Source organism: Limnobacter sp. G6BE5S, assembly GCF_058448965.1.
The window spans coordinates 282,534-299,114 of the sequence record NZ_JBZFLM010000006.1; the positions used below are offsets into that span (position 1 = coordinate 282,534).

Sequence of the window (16,581 nt, forward strand, 5' to 3'; positions counted from 1 at the left end):
AGCCAGAACTTAAGGGTTGCAAGCCAACCCTGTGTCTGCCGCGTCACAAGAAGTAGGCTTGCCAGCACCACCCTCCCCTTCGGTGGCGGGGCGCCCTGGCCCAACCTCAACAACCACCCCATGAATAATTTTGCCAGCCACATTCTCGGTTCTGACTACCGAGCGGGTTTGCTCCTGGCGGGCCAGAACCACTGCGCCCTGCGCCGTTGTCAAAGCAGCGGTCTCTTGCGGTGAAAGCAACAAGCTTCCGTTGTAAACCACCGGCACACGATTCAGATTGCGTGCGCCATCGTAAAAGAAGGCCTGAGTGCCTTTGCGCTCCGGACCGGCAAGATACACCACTTGCCCGGGCAACAGGTTGCTGCCCTCGAAAGGCAATACGGTAAGGAACCCGCCCAACCCAGGCCTCGAGGTGTCACCCACTTCAACGCGAATGGCCCCCGCACTGCCCGGCAAACCATTGTCCGACGACTCGCCGAAACTGGCATTTGAACCTTGTGCCCCACCCGATGGGCTCAGGGGGATAGACAAAGTCAGACCCGCATAGGACCGGGCGGTGCCCACCGCAACATCGTTATACGGCATGCGCGCCCTTATCAACGACTCTTCACCCGGCGTGGCCAATCCACGGGCACGAATGGCAATGACATCGGCTTCCACGCCTTGCGCACCCACGAGCAGTTTCACCGTGTTGTTCACGGCAAAAAGGCTGGCTCCCCGATTGGGCAAATAGTCAAATGACATAGCGAAACGATCGCCCGACAAGGCGCTGACCTGGCCGTTGATCTGATTACCCTGCGTCAGGACAACCGAACCATTTTGCGACGCCTTGAACTGGGTCAGCGAACCCGCTGCTGTCGTGATTTGCCCACCGGTTTGCTCAATGGCCGTACTGGCCAAACTGATTCGCCCCAAGCCGGTGATTGGATTGGCAGCTTCTTTGTTCGAGAAAACGTCCAGTGCTGGTGGTAGCAACAGTGCAATTTCAGCTGAAGACAAAGGACTGGGTACACCATGCGCAGCAAAAGTCAGCGTACCACCTTGTTGCTCAATATTACCCAGCAGAAGCAAACGACCATCCGCCGTAATTTCACCACCTCGACTGCTCAGGTTCATCAGTTGCAAATCACGGCGCCCTGCGATATTTGTTTGCTCGGCGCTTGCACTGACATGCCCGGTAAACCGGTTGTTTGAATTCAGCAGATTAATGCTTCCGCCCACCGCAACCAGCTGCGTATTGCCTTGCACTTCTAGCGCATGCGAACCTGTCAGCACCTGGGAAATCTGGTTGGCATTGACTGACAAATTTTCGCTGAACTTTGATTGCGAAAACCTGACATGCTCACCTTGCAGGTTTGTATTCCCATCAACATTCAACTTCAGGATTGCATTTGACGAGCCAACATCTGCGTTGAAATCACCAGCCGTGCGAAGCACCACCTCGTCCGAGGCGTCCAGCGTGGTGTCACCCTTAAAAAGGTTGGCAGAGTTATTTAAAACAATTCGATCTGCGTTCAGCAAAGCATTGTTCAAACTCACCGCGCCGTTTTGGGTCAACTCACCTGTCAGTATTAGCTGACTATCGCCGAGTACTGCGGTTTGCCCCAGAACCAGATTATCTGCTAGCACAGTTAAATCGCCTTGAATTTGAGCGCTTAACTGTAAATCATCCCCCTGCACGGTCAATGAATTTTTATCAGCGATTTCTACAACAGGGTTTGACGAGACATAAGCCTGAACAAGCACGTCACCCACAAAGTCATTGCCTGAATCACCCAGTTCCACTTTGCGCGCTGTCAACGTGGTTTGCCCTTGCACCAACAAGGCTGAATTTTGATCCACTTTGTCAGCGACAACATTCAACGTTTGAAATTCACCCAATGCACCCAAGCTGACTTCGTTCGCGGTCAACGACAAATGTTCAAGACCTGCACCGGTCAGGGTTAAGCGGCCAGTACTGACCAAATTGGCGTCGACTGCATTTTCGATCCGAACCACGCCATTGAATTGATTGCCGGAATTGCCGAGGTTAACATTCGCAGATTGCAGCAGCAGGGAAGAACCTGTGGTCAAAGCACGGGTTTGCTCAATGCGCTTTGCCATGAACTGCGTGCTTCCGTTCACCTGACCTGAAACAGCCAAGGAGTTCGCATCAACCACACGGGCGCTGCCTGTGGCATTGAACACCACCTCACCCTGAAAATCGTTGTCCGCATGATCCAACGTTACGTTGTTGACATTCACATGGGTATCACCTACCACCGCCAGCGCACCACGCTGCTCAAGATTTCGCGCGTAAACATCCAACTGGCCAACCGAACCTTCCAAACCCAGGGTATTGCTATCTCGCAGCTGCGCCTGTTCAGTGACTTGTAAATTCACCACACCTTGAAAATCGTTGTTACCACGAAGGTCAACCGCCGTTGCCTTCAGTGTAGTTTCACCACTCACCTTAAGCGTCTGCCCCGGCTGAGTTGATTGAAGAACACGCTCTGCCTCAGCATTCAGCTTGTTGGCGAGCAAGCCAGTGAAAGTCAGTGACTCATCCGCCGACACATTGAATTGATCAACCACACCGCCTACAGTCAATTGGTGCTTGCTTACAAGATTTACTGTGCCGGCACCCTCAAGAATCAACTCGCCTGCAAAGTTGTTCTCCGCATGAGTCAAATTGATGACAGGCGCTGCCAGCGTAATTTGACCGCCCGTGCTGGCAGCTTCATTTTGAGTGATCAGTTCAGCCTGTAAGCGCACTGCGTCTGTAACATCCAATTGGTTTAATTCAATCGTGGCTGCGGTCAAAGTACCTCGCTCAATTTGCAGCTTGTCAGTGTCACCGGCGATGAAAGTTCCGTTCTCGGCGCTTGCATTCAAACTTTGAGAGGCACCTTGAATTTGCAAACTATTCCGGTCAGTCACAGTGGAGTTCTCTGCGACAGCCAAATTCACAATGCCTTTGAAATCATTGCCTGCGTTGTTCAACAAAACAGACTGTGCACCCAATGAGGCTTCCTCATTAATTTCTATCGCGCTCAAGGCAGTCTGTGTAATCTGTCCCCCAGCTGCAGCTGTCAGGCGCCCCAAAGTCAACGCACCCAACTCCAAATCGCCACCCACTGTCGCATTCAGACTTTCAGCGCGTCCTGCCACCAGCAAGTTCTGCTCGGCTTGCACGTTGGCAGTTTGATCCGCATGCAAGGTAACTTCTCCGCCGAAGCTGTTCGCCACATTGTTCAGTTGAATGTTCGCTGCGGTGGCCCGCGTCGTACCGGTAACTGCAAGTGAGGCGGACTGTTCTATATCACCATTGGCCAACAACTCCAGTGCCGCTGTACTGCCCTGAATGTGAATGTTGTTGTCGTCGCGAAGCGCGGCACTGCCAGTGACATTCAAAATGACATCACCCTGGAAATCATTGCCCGATTCGCTCAGATTCACGGCACCTGCATTGATTTGGGTCTGGGTCTCGACAAGCAACGCCGAATTTTCACGTTGACCCAACTGTTGCGTAAAGACCGCCAATCGACTGGTAGTGCCCTCCACCTGCAATGTATTTGCATCTCGCAGTTGCGTGTTCCCGGTCACTTGTAACTTCACCGCACCTTGAAAATCGTTGTTGTTGCGAAGTTCAACGTCTGCTGCAGCCAGACTGGTTTCACCACGCACCAGAACGACACTGCCAGGCGAGGTGATTTGATCGATCTGCTGTGCGCGGGCACTCAAGTTATTGGTCTGCAACGCGCCCAAGGTAAGGCGCTCTGTCGCTTCCACATTCAAGTTGCCCGTGGTACCGCTTATGGTCACTTGGTTTGCGTCCACAATATCAGCGATTCGAACACCATCTAAAACCAGTTCGCCGGCAAAATCGTTATCCGCCTGGGTCAAAGAAACCGTGTCGGCTTTCAATGTAATTTTGCCACCGGTATTGCTGGCTTGGCGTTGCGTGATTGAGTTGGCTTGCAAGCTGACGTCGTTCAACACGAGCAATCGATCCAGTTCGATAGTCGACGCTGTCAATGTTCCGTTGCTTACTTCCAGGCTTTCATTGCCACCTGCGATCAAGATCCCATTGCTGGCATCGACGATCAAATTTTGAGTGCCCCCCTGAAGAGTCAGGTCATTTCGATCCCGAATTTCGGTGCTTTCCTCGACAGTCAAATTAACAACACCTTTAAAGTCGTTGTTGCTGCCATCGATGCGAACATTTTGGCCACTCAATGTAGCCCGCTCTTCGACAGTGATAGCACTTGCAGAGTTTTGCCCAATCATACCGCCTGAAATTGCATTCAGGGTTCCTACCTGGGTGTCGCCCAATACAAGGTTTCCGGTCGTATTAACATTTAATGTCGCAGCGGTGGAGCGAAGCTGCAGATCGTGCGCGCTGTGTATTGTGGCTTCCTGCGTTGCCTGCAGATCTACCATGCTGCCAAACCGGTTGAACGTGTTGTTCAAATTGATCGTGGCCCCCTCGAAACGGGAAAAGCCATTAATACCCACAGCGCCCGTTTGTTCAAGAATCGTGGTGGCTTCAACCTGCAAGGCCTCGGCCTGACCTTGAATGCGAATGTCATTCATGTCGTGCAGTGCTACCTGCCCGGCGTCGTTGAATATCACCTTGCCTTTGAAATCATTGGAGGAGTCGACCAACTCAACCCGGCTTGCGCCCAGTGTGGTGTCACCCTCAACGGTCAAAGCGCCCTGCTGGCTTACACTGCCGCCATTCAGCGTCAAATTACCCGGTGCCACTAAATTGTTTAGCACCACATTTGCCGCGTTCAGTGAAATATCTTGTGCATCCAATTGACTCACAGCCAGTTCACCTGCCGCTGTTGCATTCACCAACTCAGCCTTCCCAAGAAGCGCGAGATCACCAGAGGAATGCAAAGCCACTTCACCAGTCAAATCCAGGTGAACAGTGCCCGAAAACGTATTGCTTGTTGAGGTGGCAAGGTTGGCCGTTCCACCCACCAAGCGCGTGTTACCGTTGGCAATCAGGCCACCTTCCTGTTGAATTGAATCGGCATGAATCGCTAAATCACCCTGCGCGGTCAATCCATCTATTACTGCAGTTTGCGCTTTCAGGCTGAGTGCATTAACAACGCCTTTCACGCGCAACTCGTTGGTGTCCTGCAAGTCAGCCTGTCCACCCACACTCAGGTTAACTGCACCAACAAAATCATTCTCGAAGCCATTCAGCTCAAGTTCGCTGGCATTTAAACTACTTTCACCGGTTACGACCACCGAGCCACTTTGCGCAATACGCTGTGAATTCACAACAAGACTTTCAACCGTCAAATCGCCCAGCGTAACCAGGCCAGAGCCTGCAAGCGGCGTTGACACTTCCAGAGAACTCGCCTGCCCCAGCACCTCGATGCCATTTCGATCAGCGAGTACCACCTCTCCGGCGTCGAGAAGATTCACCGCGCCTACAAAATCGTTTGTCGTGTTGTTCAAGCTTGCAATGCTTGATTGCTCAATCGTTGTAACTCCAGCCACGGACAGGGGAGCATTGCCTTGAACACGCTCTGCTTGCAAGTTCAAGTTGCCAGTCACGTTGAATGCTCCCGCCAGCTCGATTGAACTGGCCTCAAGCCGTGTATTGTGGGTTACACCTTCAACACGCAATTGATTGGCATCGCGAATTCTCGCTTCATCATCAACATTCAAATTGACCGTGCCCGCGAAGTCATTGGCGCTGTTTGCAAGCTCAACATGGCTGGCGTTCAGGTGTGTGGAACCAGACACACGAATGGCGCTACCTGGTTCGCTTGCATTGATATGGCGCACCGAATTTGCTGCCACAGTCAACGACTGCGCCTGCAAATTACCCAACGCAACAACACCGGAAACTGCGTCTGTAGACACAACACTGATATCGCCCGCCTGGCCACTCAGTTGGATAGTATTTCGATCAGTCAAATTGACTTCAGCCAGGTCGGCTCCAGCCAAGGTTACAAGACCGACAAAATCGTTGGATGAATCAAGATTAACTGCTGATGTGTTTTGAATAGTCGTGTTGCCATGTGCTACCAGGCTCGCCGTTTGACCAATGGTGTTTGCAACAAGACTTAAATTTCCCTCGGCATTCACACCACTCAAAACAAGGTTGTCTGCCTGCAACAATGCGTTGTTTACCTGCCCGGCCACTTCAAGACGTCCACTGCCGCGCAGTTCTGTTTGCGAGCTCACATCAAGGTTCACCAAACCGCTAAAACGATTGCTGTCCTGGTTCAAGGTCACGCTGTCAGCCAGCACAGTGGTGGTGCCTCCAACAGTTAGCGCGTCATTGCCCAGTTGGCTTAATTCACTGGCCTCCACGTGAAGACGACCTGTATTCAATTCACCAAGCACCACATGGTCACCTGTCAATACGGCTTGCCCAGCCTCACCTGTTACGGTCAAAGATTGGCTGCCATGCAGTGTGGCTTGTCCTTCAACTGCCAAGTCGACTACACCGTTGAAGCGATTCTCGCTGTTACCCAAGGTCACTCGGTTGGCGGTCAGGTTACTGCCCGCGCTCACGTCAACTGACGTATTTTGAATTTGGCTCACGCTTTGCGTATTGATGCTCAAGCTGTTGGCGCTCAAGTCGCCAAGGCTTGCTTCTGTGCCAGCGTCGATTCTCAAGTGATTGTTCACATGAAAGCCGTTCACCAGAACACTCTCGCCTGCATTCAGCGTTGCATCTTCTGCAACACCTTGAATGTCGAGACTGTTTGAATCGCTCAAACTGAGCTGCCCAGTGACATTCAGTGTCACTTTGTCTGAAAAATCATTTTGTGCATTCTGCAAATTCACTGAATCTGCATTCAACACCACTTCACCGCCCATGCTCACCGCGTTGAGTTGCGCAATATTGCGAGCAATGACCTCGACTGTGGCATTGCTTAGCGTCGAATTAATGTCGCCACTTAAACGCACCGAATCACCCTGCACGGAAATTTGCGTGGCCTGGTTCAGGTTCGAGACATTGATCACGCTAGGTGCACCACCTGCCGAAGCGCTTGCCAGGAAAACAATTCGCCCGCCCTCAGCCATCACTGTGCCAAGTTGCTCGATCAGGGCATTCTCGTGACCCGCCATGACTTGAAAAACCAGATTGCCATCGGCTGTGTTCACCGTGACTTCGCTTGCAGCAAGCAGTTGTACAGACGAGTTGGCAACATTCGACGCCAATGTTCCGTTGTTCTCAATGGTGGGGGCAATCAACAGAATGTCTTTTGCTGATATATGGCCATTGTTGATGATGCTTCCAGCGGTGCCATTGATCTCCAGGCCCACCTCATCCGAATTAGATTGCATTCCAGGCTTCAAACTCAAGGTGGAGGCCACCAGACCATTCACACTCACCTGCGAGTTCGCACCAAATACAATGCCGTTGGGGTTAATCAAAAAGACACGCCCATTGGCCTGCAAGTTACCCAGAATTCTTGAGGTGTCTTCACCGGTCACGCGATTCAGTATCACTGCGTTTGCGTTGTCTTGAAGGAACTGAACCGTTTCATTTGCCTCGATCGAGAAATCGCGCCAGTTGGCCACTGCACGGCTACCTTCCTGGACAACCACAGTAGTTTGAGCGTCAGGATTGCTCACCGTGACATTGCTGCCGAGTGAATTTTGAAAAACAGGTGCCGATTGAATGCCGGTGGCATAGATCAGCAACACTGCCGCAGCCAATGGCTTGAGTGGAAAGGAACGTACAGACGTGCAAATGGCGGAGTTCATGATTAATACTCGCTTAGAAATAGTAGATGTAAGATGCAAAAATTCGTGGTGATTGACGCTTCGGATCAGACTTGCGTATGCCCGTTAATTCCCAGGCCAAACTCAGGTTGAATGTGAATACGTCTTGGCGATCCCAGGCCAGACCAAGTCCATAACCAGCCAATTCAGCGTGATTGTCAAAGCCACTGGCCTGTGAACTTGCATCGTGTCGCAGTTGCACACGACCTTGGTCATAGAACACGTTGAACGACAATTCGCGTGCGTAACCGTCGAGCCAGGCAGCCGACGGCAAATAACGGGCTTCCAGCGTAAACAGGTCGCAACTGTCACCCGATGTTTCACCTTGGGCAAAAGCACGTACTGCCGTGGCACCGCCCAAGGAACATTGTTCACTGCTGTCAAGATTGTCAAAGGCCTGCTGGCCACGTAAATAAGCCCACAGCATGAGCTTGCCCGGAACAATTGACTGCAAGCGTCCCAGTGAATAGTTGGCCCGCATGGCACTCAGGTCATCATCCAGACCAAACGGCACTCCACCGGGATAGTTCACTTTGCTTTCTTCGTAAGTCAGATTGAAAAAATTCAAACCGCCGCCTGCGAAACTGTCACGGGAATCACCGTTTAAACCCAATCTGAACGAGTCCACTTGCTTGACTGTTTCCAAGCCGGTCAGCGTTTGTCGGTCAGTAAATTCTTTTTGATCCAAACCTGCCAGGACAAACAGGTTCAAGTTTCGCGAACGCAACAAGGGGTACAAGGCAAAGACCCCGAATGACTCAGCATCGCCATTCAATCCCAAGGGAAAATCATCTTCGCTCAGCTGGTAATTCACTGTGGACACGTTCGCGCCCAACTTCAATCCATTCGAACCCACCGGCAGTGTGTAACCGAGCAAGGTAAAGTCCAGACCACCGGTATCAGACTTCAAATGGCTGACTGACAGGGAATCACCAAGGCCCAAAGGGCTTTCCCATGACAGGGTGGCAATTCCACGGTATGTGCCCGCGAAACGTGAGCCATTTGTATCCACCCCAACGCTTCCGGTCAACGGCTTATCGTTCGTGGGTGTGGCCACCAAAATTGCCTTTCCGGCTTGAGTGCCTGGCTTGATCGCAAAAGACATTCGAATGCCACGCAGATCATTGAGCAGGAAAACCACGCGCTCAACCTCGTCCACGCGAATGATTGACCCGGGCCTCAGGCTTGCCAAATGTGACTGGACAATTTCGCGCTTCACCCTGAGTTCATCTGCAGGCCACACCACCTCTACAGACTCAAGAATCCCTGGCAGTACCGCAATACGAACCACACCATTTTTGATGTCCTGCGCAGGCAGATAAGCATAGGCCAGGTACAAACCCAGTTCACGTTGAAGGTATGCCGTTACAAGTTGCGCTGCGTTGCTGAGGTCTTCAAACGACCGGCCTGCTCCCACATAGGGAGCCAACAATGTTTCAAGATCGTTCTGGTATCGGGCTTCCACGTCGTCAATTCGGTAAGCCGTGACATCAATTGAGATGTCATTCAAGGGCTTACCAAGTTCGGGCGCCGCTTTGTCGGGCACCTGATTGTCAATCGTGGGCACTGGTGAGTTTTCTCGGCTTGATACAGCGGGCTTGGCGTTCAACAAGGTGGAGGGGGTATCAACCTGCGCCTGCAATGGCAGGGCGAACACCGCACACAAAGTGGCAAGACAAAAACGAAAGGGGAACATGGCTGGAACACTTAAAATAAAGGCGAACGCGATTGAAGCATCAAACTGGAAAATGAGAAAATAGGGTCGTTGGCATGGCATCAACCGTTCGAATGACACCCCTCACCTACGAAAAGAACCATGCTGCTTAAATTGTCTGCACGCCCTGTCGCACGATTAAGCGCAAGTTGGTGAATGTGCGTACAAAAACCCTCCTGATTCCAAAAACTCGATCCGATCAAGCCCAGTTCTGCATCACTGAAATGCTCCCAAAGCCCGTCACTGCACAACAAAAACCAATCGCCAGGCGTCACGGTGTAAACATCAGAAATATCAATGGTGAGTTCAGAAGGCTGCTCGCCAAGCGCGGTATAGAGCGTGTTGCGGGCTGGTGGCGAATGGTCAGGCTGGTGGTCAGTCATCCACTGCAACATGCTGTGGTCACGGGTTCTTGACACCAAATTGTCTTGATGAAACCTGTATACGCGCGAATCACCGACATGCAACCACAGAGCCTGCAGGGTGTCACGATTCACAACAAGTGCGCAAAAGGTGGTGTGCATGTCCTGTAGCCCGGCATTCAATTGCTGCATTTCAAGAATGTGTTTGTTCACCTGATTCACCATGGCGAGCAATTGCACACGGCAAACAGTTGGTTGCAGCAAGAACAATTCGAGAAACAAATCAACGGCCTGCTGAGCAGCAACCTGACCACCTTGGTGCCCCCCAGCACCATCAGCAAGCGCGCACACATGCCACGCACCCGAAACAGCATGGTTCAATGCGTCCTGATTCTCGTCACGATCACCTTGATCGCTACGAGAAATAACATGCAGTGAAACGGGTCGCGATTCACCGCAGGCTCCGAGCTGAATGGTCAACTCCATAATTCGCCCAACAATCGATACCGCTCGCAATAAAGATCCCACAAACGGGCTTTTCGGGAAGATGCGAGCTTCAGGTTGAATCCGCCTTCGTGCTGAAGTTCGTCAGCGATCAACTGTGGGTTCAGTGTGGTTTGTGCTTGTTCAATCACTTGTTGAACCTGTGCAATGCTCAGCTGCATGTGCGCAAGCAAATCCTGACAGGCCTGCTCCAAGGACTGTTCTGCAGGCAAGTATCCGGGAGACTGCCCGCCGGTCAACAAGGCCATGGCTTCATCCACGGTCTTGGAGAATTTCAGTGGATTATTGCCCTTGCCGGACAGGGACGTGTAGTCGCCCCCCAATTCTGTTTTGTACAATCGTCGGGCTTGCAACAACTGCATGTAACCTTTAACACTGATGCGTAACAGTTGCCTGACAGTGGCCAGCTCCATTTGCAACCCGGCGCTATCCACTGGTGCAACTGCAGGCCCCGGTGCGACTTGTGCCTGCTGCTGGGGACCCACATACATTCGCTGAGCGAGCACCGGAACCTGCCCGGAATCGTTGGATAACTCCGCAACTTGCTGTTCATCGTGATCACTCAACAGCGCATCAATCTGAATTTCGGGTACCGACTGTGGCGACAGAAAATCAAATGAATCCGTCGCGGGGTCAAACCAATTGTTCGGGAGTTTTTCCACAACAATCGAATAATCGCCCAACTTTACAATGTCGCCTGACATCAAAAGCGTGCGCTGAGAAGGATTCATCGGCTTGCCATTGACCTGTGTGCTGTTGGTACCCAAATCGGTCCAGTAGCATTGCTCAGCCTCAAGATCTATCCTGGCGTGCTGGCGTGAAATAACCCTGCCGGGATCGGGCAACACCCAATCGCAGTCAATCGCCCGACCAAGCAAACCGCCTTTCGACGGCACTCTCCATTCATCGATGGAAGGCGACAGCAAAAAACTCGACTGAATTTTGAACACCCAACTTGAACTCATGATGAAGCCCTATCGCAGTACAAAAACCTCACCGCCCAAAACGCCCACATGCATGGGAATTTGAAGTGCGGTGCCGTCATCGTCAAATTGAAGTTGAAAGAGCGGCTGATGCTGATTGTTGAGCAAGGCATACACTGCAGCTCGACGAACCGGAAGCAAACACCACGATTGAGAATCCCATACGCAGTCCGGGAAAATTCCATGTGTGGTGATGCGCCGAAGGTGCTGTTGAAAATCATGATGAACCTGCTGCGCATCCAAACCGTATGCAATGGCGATCTCCCTGTTTCTGACTGAGAAGAAAGGCAGCAAAAGGGTAGTTTTCCTCTCTTGCATCAGACGCAAGAGCTGGAGAATGAAGTCTTGGATTTTTTGCAGATCCTGACCATCGCTGCTTGCCTGCATCACGTCCAGGTAACGCCATTTCGGAAAGGACACGGGCAGATCAACACAAACATCGATCAGTCGGTTTTTCTCCAAACGTTCTCCACGTAACAGCGATTCTTCAAATTCATACAACACCTGAGGCTGAACAAGTACATCGGCACCCCTGTCTTTCTGTAACTCGACGCACACACGACTGTGGGTGTCATTCAGTACGCTTCCCACCAAAACCACTTGAATCCGGTTTTCACCAGACTGAATAAACTCATGCACCGGCAAACGCATTTCTTGCCCTGAAATCAATTTGCACAAGACCATGCCATTGAGGCACAGCAGCGCATCTGAGCCGGTCACGCACGCGCGTATCAACAAGGTTTTATCCATGCGTTACATTCCAGCTTGCGATGTGCGCTTGAGTGAGCAATGTCGATGAACCGAAGGACCTTCCCAGCAAGGCGTCCGCAAATTGCCAGTGATACTGCAACTCTGAATGACTCAAACTCAATTCAAGATCTAAGCAGTGCGTATCGGCATTTACGTGACCCTGCAAGCGAATAGTCAGGTATCCAGCCACACCGGGGGGCGTACTCAATACAGCCTGACCAACCGCCAATGGTGCGGTGCAGTTCACCACCACAGGCACAGTGTGCTCACGGATTAGAAACGGTTCCCCGAAGGGCAGTTGCCCCTCGTCCCACGCATGGGACAAACACCATTGCGTTTGCGAGTTCTGCTCGGGTTGCACAGTGAGGTACATGCGCACGCCCTTGTGCACAAGACTTGCATGCCATTGAATTGCATCTGCCTGAATTTCCACTGACGCGTTGCCTTGTACTTTGAACTGAAACTTGTGCCCCACCTTCTCCCATGCGGCAGTCAGTTGCATGGCGAAATCAAGCAAAGACTTTTGTACCAACACCTGCGCTTCACTGAGAGAACGCTGAGATTGCCAAGTGGACTGAAGAGCTTGCTTATCGCTCGTCGGGCATTCAAGTGGCCTGCGATCGAACTTGAACTGCAGCTGCCTTGCATCCAGCAAAGCGACATGGTGCGCAACTGTGAACTTGTTGTGGCGCATTTCACCAAAACTGCATTGAGCAACAACAGCTTGGAGGCTAAGTGCGGTTTCGCAGCGGGGCAACGCCTGAAGGCACACTTGTTGAATCAATGCCGACGGTGTGAATTTTCCAGATACCTTGTGCCGGAAACCCGACTCTGTGCACAAGTGATTAATGTCCTCGGAAAAAGGAGGCAAATGATCTGAATTCAAAATTCCGTCGTGAGTACAAGCCAAATACAGAAGACTTGGATCGGCCTTCGAATTCACCGCGGCAGGCAAACTCACGGTGCTGTTCAATGGCGCAAGCCAGATCTCATCAAACCGGCCCAGACCCGCAAAAATTTGTTGTATCCGATCCAGATTTTGCTGCAGATTCTGTGAATCAGGAGACTGCTCAACACACTGCTTCAAACACACATCAAACGAATTATTCATTTGTAGGGTCTTTAGCAATGTGGTCATGCAACATGCTTCAGTGAGCACGCAATAAAGCGCTTGTGTTTGCTCGGCGGCACCGTGTAGCCCCTGGTCTGCCAACGCTGAAATACAAGCGACAAGCCGCGTATTAAAATCAGTCTGTTGACTATAGCCATGACTGATGTCCAGATCCGTCAGGGTCGCTGAAACTCGCAGAAGGTGATCTGCTCGCGCCAACTCGGAGAAACGTTCCTTGAGGTCCAGGGTGATCATGCCGCAACCTTTTTGACAAGCAAACCATCCAGACCCAATTGATACAATTCAATCGCGTGAATATTGTCCGCGTTGTCATTGGCTACGAATCCGAAAGCCTGAATCGGACCAAACATGAAACTTAGCTCTGAACCTTCAAGCGAGTTCAGTGCCAGCTTGAGATAACGTGGGTCAAACCAAGGCCACACTCGGTTCTGTCCAAACTCATCTTGAAGATAACGAATCTTTCTCAGTTGATTTTTCAGTGCGCTGCCAGGCTGTTCGTTGAGCAAAACAACATAGCCACGGTTTGTCGGCTTCCATGGCCAATGCTCGGAAGACTTCCCAGCCGAACTCGAGAGCTCGAGAACTCCCGTTGGGCAGTCTACCGGGACAACGCCCCCCGCTGTTTGCCCAGAGAACGACGGGAATTCAGCCACAACTTTTCCGGATGAAATCAGATCGCTTGGGGCCACACCAAAGACGCTCAACATGATGTGCAATCAGGAAATCGGATCAAGCGGTGGCTCAACCACGGAAGGAGCCTGAGCTTGCTCGGGCGGCGCAGGCGAGGCGCTGGCAGCACCCGAGCCCCCACCGCCTGAATTGACTGAAATGGAGGGTCCGCTCATCGTGATTCCGGCGGCTGAAATCGACAATGAGGAGCCACCCACATTGAGTGAAAGACTGGAACCAGCGGTAAGCTTCAGACTGGCACCGGCTTTTAGATTCCCTTGTGCTGCAGTACTCAAGCTCAAATTTCCACTGGCATCGAGCTCGGTGCTTCCTCCAGACTTGATGGACAGTTGGCCCGTGGTGCTGACTGCAATTTGCCCCTGATTAATCAGACCCAGCAATCCTTGTACAGTGGCGAGAAGATCGTCGTTCACGGTGAGGTGCAAGGCTTTCTCGATTTGCTGACTGACCTGACCCAACACGGTACGAGATACATCTGCCTTGATTTCTTCAATCAGGTTGCCGTGTACAAGGCTGTTTGAATTGCCGCCAATTTCTGTATTGCTGTTGTTTTTGATCAAGCTGAGATAATCTTTTTCTGCTTGAAACCACACATATTCACTGCCAAGTTTGTCTTCGAATCGAAGCTCATTGAAATTGGAGGGAGCACCCTTCTCAGTAGATTGGGTGCGCCAACCTGACACTGTTTTGTGATCGGGCAAGGAATAGGGAACCGTTTGCTCAGCGTTGTAGACAACCCCTGTAATCAAGGGGCGATCGGGATCGCCGTCTTCAAAGGACACGACAACCTCTTGCCCAATGCGTGGAATGGCAATAAATCCCCAACCTTTTCCAGCAGCCGGTGTTGCAACACGAACCCAACATGAACTGTCCTGATTGCGCTTGCCGTAACGATCCCAGTAGAACTGCACTTTCACGCGTCCAAATTCATCAGTGTGAATTTCACGCCCTTCAGGCCCAACCACCAAAGCAGGCAAGGGGCCTTTCACATGCGGCTTTCTGGATTTGCGCTCTGGTCGGTATGGTTGAACCGATTCAATGGCTTCAAACTGGCAGTCAAAATCGGACTGTGCTCCGCCATTGGCCTCAGGTTCGGCTTCGTAAATTGCCAAATGGGTACTGACAATCAACAAGCTATTGGAGAATGCTGGATTGTCTTTGCACACCGACGTTAGCAGGCAACCTGTGCTGACACCGCGTGCTGTTGTGCTGCCACTGAAAATTTGTTGACGCGCCTGGGCCTCTTGGTGTCGCAGTTTGCTGTAGTGAGTCCCCTCGCCTTCGTCATTGTATTCCCCTGGATACTCAAACACTTCAAAAGCCGAGTTATAGGATTCTGACTTGCCTTGCGAATTGACCAGCAAAGACGTGGAAGGCGTTTTGAAGTTGTAATCCGACTGTGCGTGCCTGGGGGGCTCAATCGATTTTTTCAACGACAAGCTGGAAATGACTTCTTCTGGACTCAATCGCCCGCCCAAAGAACCCGGATTGTAATTAAGCGATTCGTAACCGGGGTAAGGTGCATGGCTTGTACCGGAATCCACCAGCACCAAGGTGTGCTGATTCTCGGCATGCTCGAAATAAAAATAAACGCCTTCTTGTTCAAGCACGCGCCGAATGAAATTCAGGTCACTTTCGCCAAACTGCACAACGTATTCCCACACACGCTTGGCTCCCAGTGTGCGATCAGAAAAACGCACGGACGAATGGGCGTGCCGACCAATGACCTCGGCCACGATATCGGGAATACTTTTGTGCTGATAAACACGAAACTCCTGATTTTTACTCAACAACCAGGACCATGATTTCAACTCAACACGATAAGAACAGCGCCCACTGATCGCCATGGAGGTTTGCTCCATTTCCACGACCACACCATCGAAGTAGCGCTTTTGTTGCTCCCGAGTCTCAAAACCCAGGCAAAGATTCTTTCCGAGGAAATCATCGGCATTCAAGGTGGCGACATCCGATTCAAGATAGACGGTGCCAGTGCTGTTTTCCGACAAGGACTCCAGAAGGCGAGCCGATCTGAAGTGCAGTTCTTCCAGCGGCACTGCGCCGCTCATGGTGATCAGTCTGTTCATGTGATGAGGTGATTGTGTTATCAGGGCAAACGGCTGATTTCAACCCGGCGGTTGGCCGGCGCAAATGGATTGTTCACATCTGCCAGTTTCTCGGCACCCTTGCCTTCAATGCGCAACAAGGCTGGCGAGACCCCTTTCTGGATCAAATAGCTTTTGACCGCTTTGGCCCGATCGGCTGAAAGTGCCTGATTCAAAGGTTCGTTGCCACTTGCATCCGCATGGCCAGTCACCAGCACCGGGGCTGAGTCGGCGGGTCGATTGCTCAAGACCTTCGCAAAGACATCGAGCTGCTTTTTTAAATCGACCGGCAGCTCTGCGGAACCCAACTGAAAGTGGGCATTCGGAATCGAGAAGCGCACCGCGGGCTTGAAGCCCATGCACTTGAAACCGTTCTTGCGCAATTCCTCGCAAGCCTCTTCGGGAAACAAACCCTCTTTGACCTGTTCGACTGCGGGAACTGTACCGGCCAGATCAACCACCAAGGACTCTGCATGGCCAGGTGAAAGCATGCTGAAGAAAAACGGCACTGCCAATGAACACTTCAGAATGGATTTATCAAACATAGCTACTCCGAAATAGGTAGGAGATTGGTAAAAAAATCACCTTAAAAAATCTCGTG

The 16,581-nt window shown here is 51.7% G+C and carries 9 protein-coding genes; all 9 read right to left on the bottom strand.

Going from position 1 to position 16,581, the window contains the following annotated elements; translation table 11 throughout:
• Positions 1 to 9: 9 nt before the first annotated feature.
• Positions 10 to 7,725 (bottom strand): two-partner secretion domain-containing protein, encoded by a 7,716-nt coding sequence (locus ACVL1J_RS12890; RefSeq protein WP_491665364.1) that lies wholly within the window; start codon positions 7,723 to 7,725, stop codon positions 10 to 12.
• Positions 7,726 to 7,738: 13 nt separating this feature from the next.
• Complete coding sequence (locus ACVL1J_RS12895) at positions 7,739 to 9,439, bottom strand: ShlB/FhaC/HecB family hemolysin secretion/activation protein (RefSeq protein ID WP_341236736.1); 1,701 nt, start codon at positions 9,437 to 9,439, stop codon at positions 7,739 to 7,741.
• 80 nt (positions 9,440 to 9,519) lie between these two features.
• Entirely contained in the window at positions 9,520 to 10,305 is a 786-nt protein-coding gene (locus tag ACVL1J_RS12900; RefSeq protein ID WP_341236737.1) for a PP2C family protein-serine/threonine phosphatase, read from the bottom strand.
• A complete protein-coding gene (locus tag ACVL1J_RS12905) occupies positions 10,296 to 11,288 on the bottom strand; it encodes a type VI secretion system-associated FHA domain protein (RefSeq protein ID WP_341236738.1) in 993 nt (330 codons plus the stop codon). The genes ACVL1J_RS12900 and ACVL1J_RS12905 overlap by 10 nt, the downstream gene beginning before the upstream one ends.
• Positions 11,289 to 11,297: 9 nt before the next feature.
• Positions 11,298 to 12,056 carry a hypothetical protein gene (locus ACVL1J_RS12910; RefSeq protein WP_341236739.1) on the bottom strand — a complete coding sequence of 253 codons (759 nt, stop codon included), beginning with the start codon at positions 12,054 to 12,056 and terminating at the stop codon, positions 11,298 to 11,300.
• Positions 12,049 to 13,422 carry a hypothetical protein gene (locus ACVL1J_RS12915; RefSeq protein WP_341236740.1) on the bottom strand — a complete coding sequence of 458 codons (1,374 nt, stop codon included), beginning with the start codon at positions 13,420 to 13,422 and terminating at the stop codon, positions 12,049 to 12,051. Before ACVL1J_RS12915 ends, ACVL1J_RS12910 begins: the two co-directional genes overlap by 8 nt.
• Complete coding sequence (locus tag ACVL1J_RS12920) at positions 13,419 to 13,895, bottom strand: hypothetical protein (protein ID WP_341236741.1); 477 nt, start codon at positions 13,893 to 13,895, stop codon at positions 13,419 to 13,421. Before ACVL1J_RS12920 ends, ACVL1J_RS12915 begins: the two co-directional genes overlap by 4 nt.
• 9 nt (positions 13,896 to 13,904) lie before the next feature.
• Positions 13,905 to 15,962, bottom strand: coding sequence for a type VI secretion system Vgr family protein (locus tag ACVL1J_RS12925; protein WP_341236742.1), 2,058 nt, complete (start codon positions 15,960 to 15,962; stop codon positions 13,905 to 13,907).
• Positions 15,963 to 15,982: 20 nt separating this feature from the next.
• Positions 15,983 to 16,525 (bottom strand): OmpA family protein, encoded by a 543-nt coding sequence (locus tag ACVL1J_RS12930; protein ID WP_159569129.1) that lies wholly within the window; start codon positions 16,523 to 16,525, stop codon positions 15,983 to 15,985.
• Positions 16,526 to 16,581 lie beyond the last annotated feature (56 nt).